A 15,539-nucleotide genomic window follows, 5' to 3' on the forward strand; every position below is an offset into this window, starting at 1 on the left:
AAGTGATCATCTGTTTATATTTATTTAAAACAATTTAATTCCTCTTACTTATGACATCTATCATTGCACTATAAGGTAATTAAACTAATTATCTATATTTCCCCACGTACTCATAAGAGCCATAGCCTTATATTTTCATTTTTTTCACTTATGGTTACTTATTAAAGTTGTTCCCCATGCATTTCTTTAATATATGCATCATTATCATAATAATAAAGAAATACTTCTACACTTTATCTTCTTTACATTCACTTCTATCTTCATAAGCATTCTTTACAATTCCAAGATAGTTTGAGTGTCCAAGTCATATATAAAATTGTTATCCTTTCCCATTGCTTAATGTTTCCCAATACCAATCTCACGGCGGACTTTCACCGCCAGTTATTGCCATGCTGGCATACTAATAAAAGGATGCCTACCTTAAATAAGCATCCTTTATTACTTAATATATATAATATGAGATTGGATCAATCTTCTCACCACTGGAGTTAATTATTTCAAAATGTATATGTGGTCCTGTTGACCATCCTGTTGAACCAACCTTTGCAATTTGTTGTCCTCCACTGACGCTCTGTCCCTGACTAACTAAAAGCTCTGAATTATGAGCATATAAGCTGCTGATATCTCCATGATCTATAACCACTACATTCCCATATCCATTCATCCAACCTGAGTAAGCTACAGTTCCATCTTTAAGTGAATACACTCCAGCACCATAAGGTGCCCCTATATCAAGAGCTCCATGAAATTCTTTCTCACCTGTGATAGGACTGACTCTTCCTTCAAATTCCTGAGTTATAGGGTACCCATTTCCTCCTGTTATTGAAAAAATGCTTCCATTTGATACTTGTCCACCACTAGGCACATCTTCATCGCTAGACATAGATCCACCTCTAGATGGTCTACTCTCAGCCTCCATACTCCCAATAGCTGTAATTATTTCATCAAACTCACTTTGCTGCTTCGCTAATATAGCTTCATGTACATCAATATCACTTTCAATTTCAGCTATAAGTGCATTTTTCTCTTGCTTATTATCTTTTACAGTACTCATTTTACTATTAGCAGTTTGCATCATACTTTCAAGATTGCTTTTTTCATTCTTAGCTTGAGTAGTAGTGCTTTCCAGCTCGTCTTGCTTTTCCTTAAATTCATCCATAAGTTCTTTATCATATTTAATCAAACTTCTTATAGCTTCTACTTTTTCAATGAAATCATAAACTCCTTCTGATCCAAATAATATCTCTACGTAACTTTGAGATTGATTCATATACATAATACGAAGTCTTTCTGCCATCACTTCTTCATTTTTTGCTAAATCAACCTTTAATTTCTCTGATTTAACCTCTAAATTTTTTATCTTCTCATTTGAATTACCTATTTGGGAATTTATCTCCTCAACTTCATGTTCTAACTCATTGATATTTTTTTCTAATTCATGAATATCATTAAGGACATTTTCCTTATTTTTCTCTAATTTTTTTATCTCATTCTTGCCATTATTGATTTTCTGTTCAATATTATTGGACTTATTTTTCATATTGTTAATATCATTTGCTAGCACATTTCCTGTCGCTAGGTTGCTACATAGTATCAATGCTATTATAATTTTAGTTTTATTATTCATAAAAACTCCCTTCAAGTTATAATGCTTGTCTACTTATTTTTTATGTCATTTTACCAACCTAAACACTTTTTGTCAACTTTTAATTCAATTTAACTTTTTTATGTAAAGGATCCAATTTATTAATTTTTTTATTGCTTTCTCTGTTAACTAACCATATACCTATACATACACATATTAATGCTATGGCATTTTTTAATTCCCATATATTCTCATGTAAAAATATAGCTGATAATATTGAACCAAATATAGGTGTTAAAAAATTAAAAACAGCTACAGTTCCTACGTTGTTATACTTTAAGAGAATTGTCCACAATGAAAATGCAATGGAGGAAAGCATTGCAAGGTATATAAGTAAGCTTGTGGATTTTATAGTAAATCCTGATATAGAACCATTAAAACCGTAACCTAATCCAATAAGTACAGCTCCTCCTATGAATAATTGATATCCCGTTACTACTACTGAATCCATAGACTGTGTAAGTTTCTTACCATAAATAGATGATGCAGATAGTATTAATGCAGAAATCAAAATTGCTCCTTCACCTTTTATGGTAAAAGAAGAACCCAGTAACTGCGAATCGAAATTAACAATGATTACACCTATAAATCCTATAATACACCCTAAGGTCTTTTTTAAATTTAATTTATCATTTATGTATATATAATGAGCTATTATAACGCTAAAAAAAGCTCCTGTTCCACTCAGGATAGAACCCTTTGCACCGCTAATATAAGCTAATCCTAAATAAAAAAATATGTATTGTAAGCAGGTTTGTGTAATTCCCAGTAATGCTATTTGCCCTAGTTGCCTTTTATTAAACTTAAAAAGTTCTTTTTTACTTAATAATGCTATAAAAAGTACTATTCCACCTGCCAAAAAAAATCTATACCCTGCAAATACTAATTTAGAAGGTATATCCTCTGAAGCAATGTTAAATACTTCATATCCACTTTTTACTGCTGGAAAGGCACTTCCCCATAACATACAACATATAGTTGCAAATATGTATATTACTTTTTTCTTCATAAAAAACTCTCTAGTATTCATTTATAATCTCCTATTGTCAATATATTTCACTATTAAATATATCACTAAATTAGCAATTTATAAATATATGCTATTCATAAATTCCTTTATCTTAACATACATTTTTTATATTGGGTTTAAAATAAATATAATCCGCAAAATTACTTATACAATTAAGTAATTTTACGAATTATGTACTCTGCTTTTGACTAATATAAAAAAGTTCTATCCCCTACTTCTTTTGCAATTCCTATTTCATGATTGCCAACCATCATGGTCATTCCATCATTGACAAGCCCTTTCATTATATTTAAAAGTTCTCCTACCATCTCAGTGTCTAGGGCTCGTTTATAATTGGCACAGTATATGAATACTATAATTGTTAAAATTTTGCTTTTATATGGAATAAATAGTTATAATTATTTTTACTCTTATAGTCCTATTAAAGTTAATGATATAATAAATATATTACAAAGAGAAATTGCTGGATGAAATTGGGTATATATAAAACTTGGTAAGTAGTTTACAAATACTATTTATTATCTTTATTGCATAGAGCATGATATACTCAACTTTGATTTTTACGAAAAAAATCCTTTGACAGGGTAGTGAAAATTAATAATAACGGAATTTTTAATTACTAAGTAATGAAAGGAGCTATTATGACTTATAATGAGGTTGTTAAAATCGGTGATGCATATTTACTTCCAATAATATCAGAGTTATATAGATTGGAAGGCTATGAAATCAGTCCAATTAAGGCACATGAGGTCGGGCGGAATGTCGTTTACAACTGTGAGAAAGATGGCGCTGGCGCTAAAATACTTAGAATCGCCTTCCTAAATGACAGAAGCCAGGAAGATTTTCTTGGGGAAGTTGAATATATTAGGTATTTATTCGAGCATGGCGGCAGTGTCTCGGATGTAGTCAACTCCCTGAAGGGAAATCTACTGGAAGAAATAACTCATAATAATCATACCTTTTCTGTCTGCCTCTTTGAAAAGGCCAAGGGAAAAATGTTGGTGGAAAATAATTATCGGTACCGTGAAGGAGCTCCAATTACCGAATATTATTATAATTGTGGTAAAGTCTTGGGGAAACTACACCAATTGTCGAAAGAATATACTCCTGTCCATTGTCGGTATAGTTTTTTTAATAAATATAATGACGAATATATCGATAAACTGATACCTGACTCCTTATCCCTGTTTAAGGAGAAGCTGGTTCAGCTCCTTAAAACTTTGGAAGGATTGGACAGGAACCGTGAGTCTTTCGGTATGGTCCATTTTGATTACAATGATGGGAATTATTCGATAGATTTTGATACTGGACAAATAACCGTATATGATTTCGATAATTCATGTTACTGTTGGTATATGTTTGACCTAGCAACTCTCTGGACGAACGGAGTGGGCTGGATACAATTTGAACAAGATGCCGGTAAACGCAAAAAGTTCATGGATGATTATTTTGAAGCAGCCCTCGCGGGATACAAATCCGAGAGCAGAATCGAAAATTCAATGTTAGATAACTTGCCTTTATTTATCCAAGTAAACCTCATGGAAAATATTGTAGATATATTCGAGGTAATGCGGAACAACGGCGATGAGCCGGAGTGTGATGAGGAGCTGTCCTATCGTATAAAATGTCTGGAAGACGATATCCCATATATGGGATTTTTTCATGAAATTTATTCCTGTGAAGAACCCTTTGAGTATGAGAAACGAAATATTTAGTCTTTTCATTTGGGACTTTGCAAGAGAATTTTATAGATGAGAAGCCTTAATAAAAATAATGTGTAAAATATATTAAAGCTTACACCTGCTCAGGATGGGATGCTTTTTCGCTATTTAATAAAATTATCGTGAGACATGAGATGCTCCGAATACTTTTCACTGGGAAGATTTGAACAATCCACTTCAGATTAACCTGAGGAAGCAATCTCCTTCCCATCGTTTTTTTGACCTTTCACGGTACCTCTAGGCAGCCATGAGTAGTCTAATATAAAATTATCTCCCTCATATAGGTAGTTTGTTATATTACCTTCTACATCTTTTAGTATTCTTAAACCTTCAGCATTGTATCCATTTTCAGTAGCTATCTTTATTTATTATTTTATGAATCCTACTATATTCAATTAAACTTTCTTTTAATTTTAAATTATTTTGTTCAGTAACTAATTTCTTGCATGAGAAATAGAGTCAATGTCTCTTACATTAGAAACATTGACTCTATTCTTAGCAATAATATATTTGATTTTCTTTCTGATTACACTTTCCTATTAGTGGAAAAGTAGATAGATGGCAGGATATTTTAAAACTATTTTTTTATCTTTCAATTTATAAATTTCCCATGCACCTTTAATAATGTCATTTAGTGTCTTTCCAAGTCTATATGATTCTATAGCAGTTCTTTCTTCACTATAAAATAATCCTACAATAACATTATCTACTGGTTTACAAACAAGGCACTTAACATTTCCTTGTTTCCATGATTGTGGCATAATTTGTCCTTTTAAAGAATCATTAAGTGCATGCATATGTTCAATATTGCCAAAAAGATTTTCTACTAAGCTAAAATATTCTAGTTCTGTTTTATTTCCTATATTTTCGATATTATTATCATCCAAATTAGCCACAACTGAAAGTTCAATGTTATTATTTAACATTATTTCATTTAATTTAGATTTTAACATAATACTCACTTCTTTCTATGAATCTATTTAAATCCTTTGTCTATCCAAACTCCATCTTCTATCTCAATAAGCCTTTGACCTTTGACTTTCCAGGAATCAATTATTTCAGATTGTCTTAGTTTATTACAATTAGTTTCTGAATTAAATATAGATTTTGCTGGATGCCTACTTGGTGAACCACCTGTATGAATATTTCCTTCTGGATGCCCAGGACTTGGTAATTCATCTATTACGCCTCCATCTCTAACTGGAATTTGATATCTGTGGTGTGGTGCCAACTTTGTTTCAGCAGAGTTTCGTGGCAAAAATGAATCTCTTTGTTCAGTTGTATATGGACCTTCTCTATAAATTGGTGGTTCTGAAAAATTAGGGTCTCTAGGACTTATTTTATGTCCATCAGGAATCTTTACTTCTTGTCCTTTCCAGTTTGTTATAGGAAATGACCCTACGTCAGAACAGTCATTGTGCACCAAGATATTTTCTTCAGATACAAAGTAAGTATGGAAATCTTCTACTTCAAAGTTATATACTTTAATTTTATTTTCTAACTCTTCTTTTTTAATAGAAGTTATTTCTTTATTTTCTCCTGAGTAAAGTCTTATCTTATCTCCTAAAGTTAAAGATTTTGCTTTTACCCAACCTTCACCATCTACATAAAATGAATGCTCTGGAGTAGCTTTTATTGTTTCTTCTCCTAATGTTATATGTATTAGTGTACTACTCTATCTTTCAAATACATTTTTAACAGCTTTTAATCCCTTTTCTCTAACATATAGGTTTGTATTTAAACCTCATTCTATATTTTTAAAATAAATAGAAGTCAACAAATAATTTAATCTGTTGACCTCTACCTTAATAGCCATGATTCATCCTTGTCAATATCTAATCCAATTTTTTAAGCTAATTCTCTTATATCTATAATATCTACAATAAACTGATAAGCTTTTATTTAATATGTTATTAATTCTTATTCTAATAAATTAAGTATTTATTAGAACTACTTTATTCTTAAATTCTTTTAACTTTGGCATTTAGCCCTTTACTATTAAATAAAAGTTCCAATCTTATCATCTCTGTTCTTGTTCCTGTTAGTATGATTCCTGGAACTGCTCTTAACATATTGTTAGCTTCAACTAAACTAATTCTAAGAACTCCTCTCATTAGCTTAATTGCTTCTATTTTACTATCCTCATAAACATATAATCCCCATTTGCCATCTACTTTCAATATTGTTTCACGTATATTATCATTTGGGATTCCTTTACCATCTAATTCAATTTGATTATCACAATACGGACATTTGTAAGTTCCCCACCAAGCTAGCTCAAAATTTTCTAAAATACTCTGTCCAACTACCATATCTACCTGATTATTGCATTTACTACATTTTACTTGTATATATGATTTATTCACTATTATTAATCCCATCCTCTCATCCTATGATATCTTTTAACTACTTCATAAAACTTTTCATTAGGAATATACGTATCAGGTGAATGATGATAGCTCGGTATGCCTCTTTCCCACCAACGATGATGAAGTTCTTCGTGTATAATTGTATTTCTTAATTCTGCTCTAGATGAAAATGATTTTTTCCCTATTTGAGTACCATCTCCAAATTGCGCAACTCCTGTTTCTGAAAAAGGATTATATTCAGCTTTATGTCTAAAATTAATATTTGGAAAATCTTCTTTTATAATTGCATTTATTGCTTTATTTCTTTGAGCAGCGGTTTTTCCTGTAACATGAGATAAATCTTCAACAAATGCATTTGTCCCTCCTGCTGATTCTATAAATTTACCTACCCCTTTAATAGAGGCATCATATACTTTAATACTATCTCCAGGTTTATATCCTAAGTTTTTAGGAGAGTTTATAGGTATTTTTGATCCCTGAGATATGGTACTATTAGGTAAACTGCTTGGCACTTTTGGAGCTGTATTTTTAAGTCCACCAAACATATTTTTAGGATTCCATGATTTTTTAGAAAAATAACTTTTTACGTTTTTTATGTTACCTTTAACATTTTTAACTACTTTGGATTTTTCTAAAGCTGTTATTGGTTTAAGTTCCATTATCGGTTTAGGTAAGATTTCAGGTTTAAATATTGCTTTCTGTGCTCCATGAAATGCCATTTCAAATATAGCATCTTTTGACCCCTCACTAATAGCCTCAACAACATCTATTTCACTTTTATTAAAGATCTGATATATTGCATTTGCTCCTACTCCTGATGTAAAAGCAGTTGCAAGATATACAATTCCATCTGCTAATCCATGTACTAAATTATATGCATATCCAAATCCAGCTGCTGTCCCAACTAATGCTCCAGCTACTGCTCCTATCGCAGCTCCTATAAGCCACGGAGCATTACCTGTTGGATCATAATATTCTATTGGATTGTTATGACAATAAGTATATAGATTTAAACTTAATGGATCTTCATCTTTTCCTCTATAGGTGTCTTCTTGCATAAATCTTGCTGTTACAGGATCATACATTCTAGTTTTTAGGTAGCAGTCTCACCATCATATTCATAGCCTGAATATCTATATGGATTATCTATAGAACCTGTTTCTTCTAAGATATTTCCAAAGGCATCATAATAATAGCTCGCTAATATATCTCCATTGCTATTTAAAAGTTTTGTTACATCACTATGGCCATTATACATATAGTAAGCAGTTATATCCCCATATTTTTCATTTATAGTTCTGCTTATTAAACTTGTCCCCCAAACATTTCTTGCTAACTCTTGTCCATCTTTACTTGTTTCTAATATAACATTACCTTCATTATACAGACAATTTGTTGCGCTATCTTTTAATAATCTAGCCCTTAAAATTATATTTGTTTTAACAATATATTAAGTTTTCATACCATAATAACTCTCTGTTAACTATTAATTATAACTCGTTACGTAAAATTGTTGTAAAGTAGCATTAGAATCAGCTCCCTTAAGCCTTTAAAAATTCTATGGAAGGCTTAATGTCACCAACATAGCTTTCTGTTGTTTTAGGACTCTTACCATCTTCGATTATGCTTATCTCAAAATCTTTAATTATTTGACACATCATCTTTACTTTCTTTAATTTCTTTGCATGAGAAAAAGAGCTAATGTTTCTTATTTGAAGCATTAGCTCTTATCATTGTTATAATATAAATTTATTTTTTTCTGTTATTTACAACTTATGACGTAGTAAAATTTATTATTGTTTTGTATTTAGTTTTTAGCTTAAATTTTTATTATTTATATTTCATCATACCTTTCTTTGCTAAATCTACTAATCCAACCATCTTCTGTGTAGAGTTCACCTTCTAACCCATCACTAATTTCCTTAATATCATTATCTTTCTGTCCATCATCAACTTCTACTTTTATTGCATCATTTTGCTCAATCATAAGAAGTAAATTATGCAAACTTGAATCAATAATTTTAGGTATTAGCCACTTTAATACCTCTAATTCTTCATCATTAAATACTGATATTTTCTCCCTAATCTGTTGTGCAGTGATACCTCTCATTTTGCCTCTTAGCATCATATTCCAACTTGTTATTGTTTCATCTCTAACTTCTGTTATTAGTATTTTTCCAAAGTAATCTAAAATATTTTCATTCAATATAATCATTCCTTCTTTTTAATTTATTTTAAATACCATGGTATTCTTGTTGGTTTTGTAACTCCCTGTTCTCTTAAATTCTAAAGAAACTTTCTTATTAATTCATCTACTTGTGATTCATTTGCTCCACCAGCTTTTAATGCTTCTTTAGCTATTCTTGTGTGTCTTTAAGTATATTGGGTCTTCCACTCTCATAAATCACTATGATATGACTATCTTTGCTTAGTAGTTATATCAAAGTGATTTAATCCATTATTTTTCATATAATCTTGGCTAATAGAAAATCCTTTCTTAGTGTCATAATTAACATCACCTTTGAAGCCAGCTTTAGCCACGTCTTGCTTTTTCTTAGTGACGTACTTTAGTGTTTTCAATGTATACCACTATTTTATCACCATAAAAAACAATGAACTAGCCTATTTATTTTTCAGCTAGTTCATTTTGTCTTTTCTCACTGCTTAATTACAATTATGTTGCTTAAATATTTCTTTCTCTTAATCATTTAACTCTATTCCACTATTTCTATTTTCTATGCAGTTCTCTATTTATTATTATGCATCTATTTTTCTACAATTAAATTTGTATCCATTCTTATAAAGAAATTCTTTTATCTTACTTATTAACTTTTGCCCATTCAATGTTAACTCATACTTCAAGTAAATTTCTATTTCTATTTCCTTACCTTTAGCCATTGGGTATGCTTTATGCAGTTCGTTACTCTCAATAAAATTAAGATAGTTGTTTACCTTATCTTGTATTAATTTTAAATGATTATACTCATCTGCCCAATCAAGCTCGTCTACAATTGTTAATATTACTTTCTTTTCTTCACTATCTATAGATATAGTATCAACTTCATTTACATTTTCTAATGCCATTAAGCAGCATCCTTTCTCTTACTTCCATGGTCTAATTACTTTATACTTTAGTAGGTGCTATTTCTACACCAGTAGTAAATGGTGACTCTCATTTAACTACCACTATTGCTTTACTTCTCTTAATTTAATATATTCATTATCTTACTCCTTTCATTGCATCTTTTCCTCTAGCTTTCCAATATTCAATTGAATCTACTTTTTGGAATGCCTTTCTTACTTCTTTATCTATTGGATTAAATGGATTTAATTGGCCTTTATATGGATGTAATGGCGCTCTTTTAGCATTACTTATATTATGATATCTTGTCGACGCTTCAAATAATGGTCCAACACTATGTGTTGTGAATGATGTAATGTTGCAACATTACCAGCCTCATCTAATATAGGTGCTAATCCATATCTTTCTGCTGCTTGTGCCTTCGTTAAATTTCTCCCTTTTTTAGCTCCAGTAGTTCTCATCATATACCACTCTATATTATTTCTTTGAAATACCTTATATGTGATTCCTGTACCCTCTTCCCCAGCATTAAAACTAACTGATTTACCGAATACATTATTATTAGCATACTCACCAATTAATTTTAGTTCAGAGTCTGCCGCCCCCCTAAGCATATTACCTACATTATCTCCTGAAGCTGATAATTTATATGATGTTCCTTTATTTATTGGTATTTTTGATCCCTGAGATATGGTGCTATTAGGTAAACTGCTTGGCACTTTTGGAGCTATATTTTTAAGTCCACCAAACATATTCTTAGAGTTTGCTTTTGCAGCAGATACAATCTTTGAAATACTTTTATCTAATATGAACTATTTCAATCTTTTATCACCTTATATTAAAACAGAAAATATCAACACTAATCTAGTATCAATATTTCACTTTTAACGATATTTTCTTTTAGCTTTAGAAGATATTTATATTATTAGTTTAATTCCTTATGCCCCCTATCCCCCTGTTGCTTTTTTCAAGTCCCGAGTTCCTATTTCTAAGTTCCATTATTTATATATTTTATATTTTCAATTCTTTTTATTTTTAAGTGGATTTATTTCCCCTCTACATATTACTTGTCGTTTTTACTCCTTGATTTCAAGTGAAATTAAGAACGCTAGGATTTCCTTAGCTTTCAGCTTACAGCATTTGTACAAGTCGTGTTTTACTTGCTCCTATTTTTAGTGTATCTACTATTTAACTTTTTATCTATTGCTTACTCTCAACCTAATTCAATGTAAAAAAATATCGACACTATTGTAGTATCGACATTTCAATTACAAAGATATTTTCTTTTATTTTAGGTTGAAAGGGGGCATAGGTGGTAAAGATTTTAGAAAGTATTTTTTAGTTTCATCAACTAAAAATTACTTTTTAATTTTATCTGCCACTCTTCCCCCTTTGCCCCCTATTCACTACATTATTGAAATTATGCAGTATTAAATTCTCTTACTTTTATTGATTTATCTTAGTTCATATAAATAGATTTATTTTGCAGTAAGTTATATCTTAATTCTGAATTAAGATTTCAACCTACTCTCATATAATCTCACAACTTAAATTAAACCCTGCTTCAACTACACTTTTATATGCAACATTTAAAAACTCTTCTGCTTTTTGAGTAAAATCATATTTTGCATATATTATTATCTCTATATTTTTATCTTTTGACATAGGATAACTTTCATATATTTCTCCACTTTCGATAAAATTCAAGTATGAATTTATTTTATCTTGAAGCATTATTAGATGCTCGTATTCATTACTCCAATCTAAATGGTCTGAAATCCCTAGCATTACATTTCCACTTTCTTTATTTATACCTATACTATCAATTTTATCTTTATCTATTACTGACATAAAATCACCTCTATTTTTTTCTTATTATTTCTATTTTAGTTGGTGGTATTTCTGTTCCTCCAATAAATGGTGGTTTTCCCTTCCCAACAACAACTCCTCCATCAGTTAAAATTTCTGGATGTGCTATTTTTTGATTTTTAGTTAATGGAGCTGATGGTGATGCCTTATACTCTTGAATTATTATTTCACCTGTATTCTTATCTACCCCAATGGCATCTAACCTTGTTCTCGTTCCACTTTTGCTTTTTACTGTAATTTGTTCAACTACATTATCAGCATTACCCTTCATTTTATTTAATGCCTCTACCTCGAAATCCCTTCCATTAATTCTATTTTGCTTTAATATATCAGCTTTACTTACCCCCTTAATAGCACTTCCACCAATATTAGAACTTCCTTTTTTATTTCCAAACAACTGCAGATCCATTCCACGTTCTGCTAACTTGGATTGTGTTCCTTTATCTAAGGATATTTTCGAACCTTGAGAGTTACCACTTGGTAAACTGTTTGGTACTTTTGGAGTTGCATTTTTAAGCCCACCAAACATATTTCTAAAATTTGATTTTACAGCAGATACAATCTTTGAAACATTTTTATCTAATAGAACTATTTCAACCTTTTACCATTACTTTTTTATCTGCTTTTGTTATTACCTTAAATACCATCTTGATCTTAGTTTTTATCCTGCTTGCTACATATTCTAATCAATGAGATAAATCATAATATCTTTTACTTTTATATATTTCTAGTATAACATTTTCAAACTTCAATATTAAATTTTATTATTAAATCCATTGTTCTAGCTATTATTTATATGTTTTATCTTTTCAATTTTTTTATTTTTAAGTGAAATTTATTTCTCTATATATTACTTGCTCGTTCTATTCTTCAATTTTAAGCAGAATTATCAATCCTAAGATTTCCTGCTTTCACCTTACAATATTTCTTCAAATCCTGTTATTTGGACTTTTAAAGATATTTTATTATAAAAAAAGATTAATGCTCCAATTGCTGAAACATTAACCTTTTTAGTTGCATTAATTACATTATTAATATTATGCAGTTAGCCATTTTATTACCATCATTAAATTTATAGCTCTTTCAATGTTCTCTTTAATTACATATCTACACCATTACTATTGTAAGATGTCAGTAAATTTAACTTCTAAAGTTGTATTGGTTTATAAGCTAGTGCTATATCTACTATTTGCTCAGGAATAAGGTCTTCTTCATTCCAATATATTAAATCACTTACCTCTGGATGTGGAACATTTCTTTCTACAACTTCTATCATTTCATCAATCTCTTCTTCTATTCCTTCACATTCTACTATTTTACTTACTAAACTTATCAGTTCTTCTCTTGTTAATTGTTTCAACATATAATGTATTAGCCTCCAATTATCATTTAATTTTTTATAAGTATTTTATAATTATTGATTAATCTTTAGAATTAAAGAAAACATCTATTTTATAAATTTTTATATTTAATCCTTGCTAGCAATAAATTTTCTCTTTATTAACTAATATTAGGATGTATAATCTCATTTACTAATTCAAAATACATTTCGCTCTTTATGAAATCTTGGCATTAGCAACTCTAAATTATTTTAAGCAATTATAAAGCAAATGTAATAATATAAAATTCGTTTATCACTAAATATATTTAGTTTTTCTTTTAGCTAAATCTCACTACATTATTTAGATTATGCAGCAAATTAACTCTTATTTTTTATTAAGTTTACAACAATACCTAAATAGTTACTTTTCTTAAGTTGCTTTCTATTAAGTTTTATAGTTACTTTTATATTTTAGCAATTTTTATTTAAATTAGATTTACTCCAAGATCTCAATTATGCTAAAATTATCCCATGTATCTTCCAATCCCACAATTTCACAATACAGTTCATAACTTAATCCGACTGCATCACTTAAAGCTTCATCGATCCATACTTCATCACACTATTCACAAATATATATAATTTTAATTTATCTAGCATATAGGTTTGTACTTGGATCTCACTCTATATTTTTAAGCTACTTACTCTTATATTCATAATATCTATAATAAACTAATAGACTTTTATTTAATATGTTATGAATCATTATTCTAATAAATAAAGTGCTTATTAGAAGCACTTTATTTCTAAATTCTTTTAGTTTTGACATTTATCCCTTTACGATTAAGGAAAAGTTCTAATCTCATCATCTCTGTTCTTGTTCCTGTTAGTGCAATTCCTGGAACTGCTTTTAACATATTGTTAGCTTCAGCTAAACTAATTCTAAGAACTCCTCTTGTTAATTTAATTGCTTCTATTTTGCTATCTTCATAAACATATAATCCCCATCTACCATCTACCTTTAATATTGTTTCACGTATATTATCATTTGGGATCCCTTTACCATCTAATTCAATTTGATTATCACAATATGGACATTTGTAAGCTCCCCACCAAGTTAGCTCAAAATTTTCTAAAATACTCTGACCAATACCATATCTACTTGATTATTACATTTGCTACATTTTACTTGTATACATGATTCATTTACTATTATTAATCCCATCCTCTCATCCTATGATATCTTTTAACTACTTCATAAAACTTTTAATTAGGAATATATGTATCAGGCGAATGATGCTAGCTCCGCATGCCTCTTTCCTACCAACGATGATGAAGTTCTTCATATATAATTGTATTTCTTAATTCTGCTCTAGATGAAAATGACTTTTTCCCTATTTGATTACCATCTCCAAATTGCGCAACTCCTGTTTCTGAAAAAGATTATATTCAGTTTATGCCTAAAATTAATATTAAGAAAATCTTCTTTACTACTTATTTAAATATCATACTCTACAACTGTTTAATATTTTGAAGTTAGTTCTATATTGATTTTGCAGTGAATTCTTCTAGGTAAAAGATAATACTTTTATTATTGAACTATATCTTCTGCAACATCTCCAGGCTTTTCCCAATACTTTAATTTTTCCATCGCTCTTTCTAAATCATCCATCTCATCATCTCTTAGTGTATTATCAAATTTTTCTGATAGTATCCCCCTAATTCTCGCCAGCCTATGGGGTACTTTCCATTCGTCTATAAACCTAGTAGTTTCTTTTTCATATTCTCTTGTATCTTTATCCATGTAATACGAACCCATATCATGTAAAGATATTAAAATTACATCAATTTCTTTTAATATTTCTATAGCTTCATCCCCAGATAACACTATTTTTTCATTTTCTTTAATCATAGCTTTATTTTCTCCTTTTAAATAATGGATCTATTAATTCTTCAATTCCACCTTTTATTACCAGCCCTTCAGTTCATATCTAGGATTCTTTGCCCATTCAAGCATTGAATTAGGAACATCATCCTCAGCATAATCTCTTCTTTTTCCTTTTTTTATTTGATACTTTGTTTCAGATTCAATCTGACTTAATGGCTTTTTATTTGCTGTTTCCACATAAACTCTATTGTTATCTCTAGAAATAATTTTTCCATCCTGCTCTATTCCATTTATTCCTTTACGATATAATGACGTACTCTAGTAATTTCTTCTGTAGCTTGTGTCCCCCACTCAATAGCATTTCCCTTCTTATGTCCAAATAATTGAAGTCCACGCCATTTTTTAGGACAGATGAGTTTTTTGTTTATTTTTATACTATCTTCAGGTTTATATCCTAAGTTTTTAGGAGGGTTATAGGCATTTTTACTCCTTGTGGCATATTTCCTTTAGAGAAAATACTTGATATGTTTGAAATTGCACTCTTAAGTCCAGTAAATTAATTTTTAGCTGAAGATACTCCCGCTGAAAAAAAGTTTTTGATATTTTTTATTCTA

The 15,539-nt window shown here is 29.8% G+C and carries 18 protein-coding genes and 2 pseudogenes; 1 reads left to right on the top strand and 19 read right to left on the bottom strand.

Annotation, left to right across the window (positions count from 1 at the left end):
* Positions 1-442: 442 nt before the first annotated feature.
* From ACWPW7_RS16790 to glnQ, 3 genes and pseudogenes are all read right to left on the bottom strand, one after another.
* Positions 443-1,627 (bottom strand): murein hydrolase activator EnvC family protein, encoded by a 1,185-nt coding sequence (locus tag ACWPW7_RS16790; protein WP_454054433.1) that lies wholly within the window; start codon positions 1,625-1,627, stop codon positions 443-445.
* A gap of 79 nt (positions 1,628-1,706) precedes the next feature.
* On the bottom strand, positions 1,707-2,675 hold the full coding sequence (locus ACWPW7_RS16795; RefSeq protein WP_454054434.1) for a DMT family transporter: 969 nt from the start codon (positions 2,673-2,675) through the stop codon (positions 1,707-1,709).
* Positions 2,676-2,878: 203 nt separating this feature from the next.
* Positions 2,879-2,998: pseudogene (gene glnQ / locus ACWPW7_RS16800) on the bottom strand (glutamine ABC transporter ATP-binding protein GlnQ); the annotation flags it as partial.
* 318 nt (positions 2,999-3,316) lie between these two features.
* Here glnQ and ACWPW7_RS16805 point away from each other — a divergent pair.
* Positions 3,317-4,390 carry a phosphotransferase enzyme family protein gene (locus tag ACWPW7_RS16805; RefSeq protein WP_454054435.1) on the top strand — a complete coding sequence of 358 codons (1,074 nt, stop codon included), beginning with the start codon at positions 3,317-3,319 and terminating at the stop codon, positions 4,388-4,390.
* Between the two features lie 545 nt (positions 4,391-4,935).
* Here the strand turns inward: ACWPW7_RS16805 and ACWPW7_RS16810 are convergent.
* The 16 genes and pseudogenes from ACWPW7_RS16810 to ACWPW7_RS16885 form a co-directional block, all read right to left on the bottom strand.
* Complete coding sequence (locus tag ACWPW7_RS16810; protein WP_454054436.1) at positions 4,936-5,349, bottom strand: hypothetical protein; 414 nt, start codon at positions 5,347-5,349, stop codon at positions 4,936-4,938.
* A 23-nt stretch (positions 5,350-5,372) separates the two neighbouring features.
* On the bottom strand, positions 5,373-6,059 hold the full coding sequence (locus ACWPW7_RS16815) for a polymorphic toxin-type HINT domain-containing protein (RefSeq protein WP_454055529.1): 687 nt from the start codon (positions 6,057-6,059) through the stop codon (positions 5,373-5,375).
* A gap of 298 nt (positions 6,060-6,357) precedes the next feature.
* Positions 6,358-6,777: a hypothetical protein gene (locus ACWPW7_RS16820; protein ID WP_454054437.1), complete on the bottom strand. Its 420-nt coding sequence runs from the start codon at positions 6,775-6,777 to the stop codon at positions 6,358-6,360.
* Positions 6,768-7,850 (bottom strand): RHS repeat domain-containing protein, encoded by a 1,083-nt coding sequence (locus tag ACWPW7_RS16825; RefSeq protein ID WP_454054438.1) that lies wholly within the window; start codon positions 7,848-7,850, stop codon positions 6,768-6,770. Before ACWPW7_RS16825 ends, ACWPW7_RS16820 begins: the two co-directional genes overlap by 10 nt.
* 8 nt (positions 7,851-7,858) lie before the next feature.
* Positions 7,859-8,023 carry a hypothetical protein gene (locus ACWPW7_RS16830; protein WP_454054439.1) on the bottom strand — a complete coding sequence of 55 codons (165 nt, stop codon included), beginning with the start codon at positions 8,021-8,023 and terminating at the stop codon, positions 7,859-7,861.
* A gap of 283 nt (positions 8,024-8,306) precedes the next feature.
* The gene (locus ACWPW7_RS16835) at positions 8,307-8,486 is read right to left on the bottom strand and encodes a hypothetical protein (RefSeq protein WP_454054440.1); all 180 of its coding nucleotides are present in this window, start codon (positions 8,484-8,486) and stop codon (positions 8,307-8,309) included.
* A 113-nt stretch (positions 8,487-8,599) separates the two neighbouring features.
* Entirely contained in the window at positions 8,600-8,971 is a 372-nt protein-coding gene (locus ACWPW7_RS16840) for a hypothetical protein (RefSeq protein ID WP_454054441.1), read from the bottom strand.
* Between the two features lie 212 nt (positions 8,972-9,183).
* The gene (locus ACWPW7_RS16845; RefSeq protein WP_454054442.1) at positions 9,184-9,345 is read right to left on the bottom strand and encodes a hypothetical protein; all 162 of its coding nucleotides are present in this window, start codon (positions 9,343-9,345) and stop codon (positions 9,184-9,186) included.
* Positions 9,346-9,522: 177 nt separating this feature from the next.
* Positions 9,523-9,849: a DUF6572 domain-containing protein gene (locus ACWPW7_RS16850; RefSeq protein WP_454054443.1), complete on the bottom strand. Its 327-nt coding sequence runs from the start codon at positions 9,847-9,849 to the stop codon at positions 9,523-9,525.
* 288 nt (positions 9,850-10,137) lie between these two features.
* Positions 10,138-10,599 (bottom strand): hypothetical protein, encoded by a 462-nt coding sequence (locus ACWPW7_RS16855; protein ID WP_454054444.1) that lies wholly within the window; start codon positions 10,597-10,599, stop codon positions 10,138-10,140.
* 778 nt (positions 10,600-11,377) lie between these two features.
* Positions 11,378-11,698, bottom strand: a complete 321-nt coding sequence (locus ACWPW7_RS16860) for a DUF6572 domain-containing protein (protein WP_454054445.1) — start codon at positions 11,696-11,698, stop codon at positions 11,378-11,380.
* Positions 11,699-11,708: 10 nt separating this feature from the next.
* Complete coding sequence (locus ACWPW7_RS16865; RefSeq protein WP_454054446.1) at positions 11,709-12,245, bottom strand: hypothetical protein; 537 nt, start codon at positions 12,243-12,245, stop codon at positions 11,709-11,711.
* A gap of 618 nt (positions 12,246-12,863) precedes the next feature.
* Positions 12,864-13,079, bottom strand: a complete 216-nt coding sequence (locus tag ACWPW7_RS16870) for a bacteriocin immunity protein (RefSeq protein ID WP_454054447.1) — start codon at positions 13,077-13,079, stop codon at positions 12,864-12,866.
* Between the two features lie 1,278 nt (positions 13,080-14,357).
* Positions 14,358-14,456 (bottom strand): annotated as a pseudogene (locus ACWPW7_RS16875) (hypothetical protein); the annotation flags it as partial.
* A 172-nt stretch (positions 14,457-14,628) separates the two neighbouring features.
* Positions 14,629-14,949: a hypothetical protein gene (locus ACWPW7_RS16880; RefSeq protein WP_454054448.1), complete on the bottom strand. Its 321-nt coding sequence runs from the start codon at positions 14,947-14,949 to the stop codon at positions 14,629-14,631.
* A gap of 57 nt (positions 14,950-15,006) precedes the next feature.
* The gene (locus tag ACWPW7_RS16885) at positions 15,007-15,162 is read right to left on the bottom strand and encodes a hypothetical protein (protein WP_454054449.1); all 156 of its coding nucleotides are present in this window, start codon (positions 15,160-15,162) and stop codon (positions 15,007-15,009) included.
* Between the last annotated feature and the right edge of the window lie 377 nt (positions 15,163-15,539).

This window comes from Clostridium sp. Marseille-Q7071, assembly GCF_965112025.1.

Excerpts from the sequence above, each read along its gene's own strand:
- ACWPW7_RS16810 (WP_454054436.1), bottom strand. The coding sequence starts at position 5,349 with ATGTTAAAATCTAAATTAAATGAAATAATGTTAAATAATAACATTGAA.
- ACWPW7_RS16795 (WP_454054434.1), bottom strand. The coding sequence starts at position 2,675 with ATGAATACTAGAGAGTTTTTTATGAAGAAAAAAGTAATATACATATTT.
- ACWPW7_RS16860 (WP_454054445.1), bottom strand. The coding sequence starts at position 11,698 with ATGTCAGTAATAGATAAAGATAAAATTGATAGTATAGGTATAAATAAA.
- ACWPW7_RS16820 (WP_454054437.1), bottom strand. The coding sequence starts at position 6,777 with ATGGGATTAATAATAGTGAATAAATCATATATACAAGTAAAATGTAGT.
- ACWPW7_RS16855 (WP_454054444.1), bottom strand. The coding sequence starts at position 10,599 with ATGTTTGGTGGACTTAAAAATATAGCTCCAAAAGTGCCAAGCAGTTTA.
- ACWPW7_RS16805 (WP_454054435.1), top strand. The coding sequence starts at position 3,317 with ATGACTTATAATGAGGTTGTTAAAATCGGTGATGCATATTTACTTCCA.
- ACWPW7_RS16865 (WP_454054446.1), bottom strand. The coding sequence starts at position 12,245 with ATGTTTGGTGGGCTTAAAAATGCAACTCCAAAAGTACCAAACAGTTTA.
- ACWPW7_RS16790 (WP_454054433.1), bottom strand. The coding sequence starts at position 1,627 with ATGAATAATAAAACTAAAATTATAATAGCATTGATACTATGTAGCAAC.
- ACWPW7_RS16850 (WP_454054443.1), bottom strand. The coding sequence starts at position 9,849 with ATGGCATTAGAAAATGTAAATGAAGTTGATACTATATCTATAGATAGT.
- ACWPW7_RS16835 (WP_454054440.1), bottom strand. The coding sequence starts at position 8,486 with ATGCTTCAAATAAGAAACATTAGCTCTTTTTCTCATGCAAAGAAATTA.
- ACWPW7_RS16870 (WP_454054447.1), bottom strand. The coding sequence starts at position 13,079 with ATGTTGAAACAATTAACAAGAGAAGAACTGATAAGTTTAGTAAGTAAA.
- ACWPW7_RS16830 (WP_454054439.1), bottom strand. The coding sequence starts at position 8,023 with ATGTATAATGGCCATAGTGATGTAACAAAACTTTTAAATAGCAATGGA.
- ACWPW7_RS16880 (WP_454054448.1), bottom strand. The coding sequence starts at position 14,949 with ATGATTAAAGAAAATGAAAAAATAGTGTTATCTGGGGATGAAGCTATA.
- ACWPW7_RS16825 (WP_454054438.1), bottom strand. The coding sequence starts at position 7,850 with ATGTATGATCCTGTAACAGCAAGATTTATGCAAGAAGACACCTATAGA.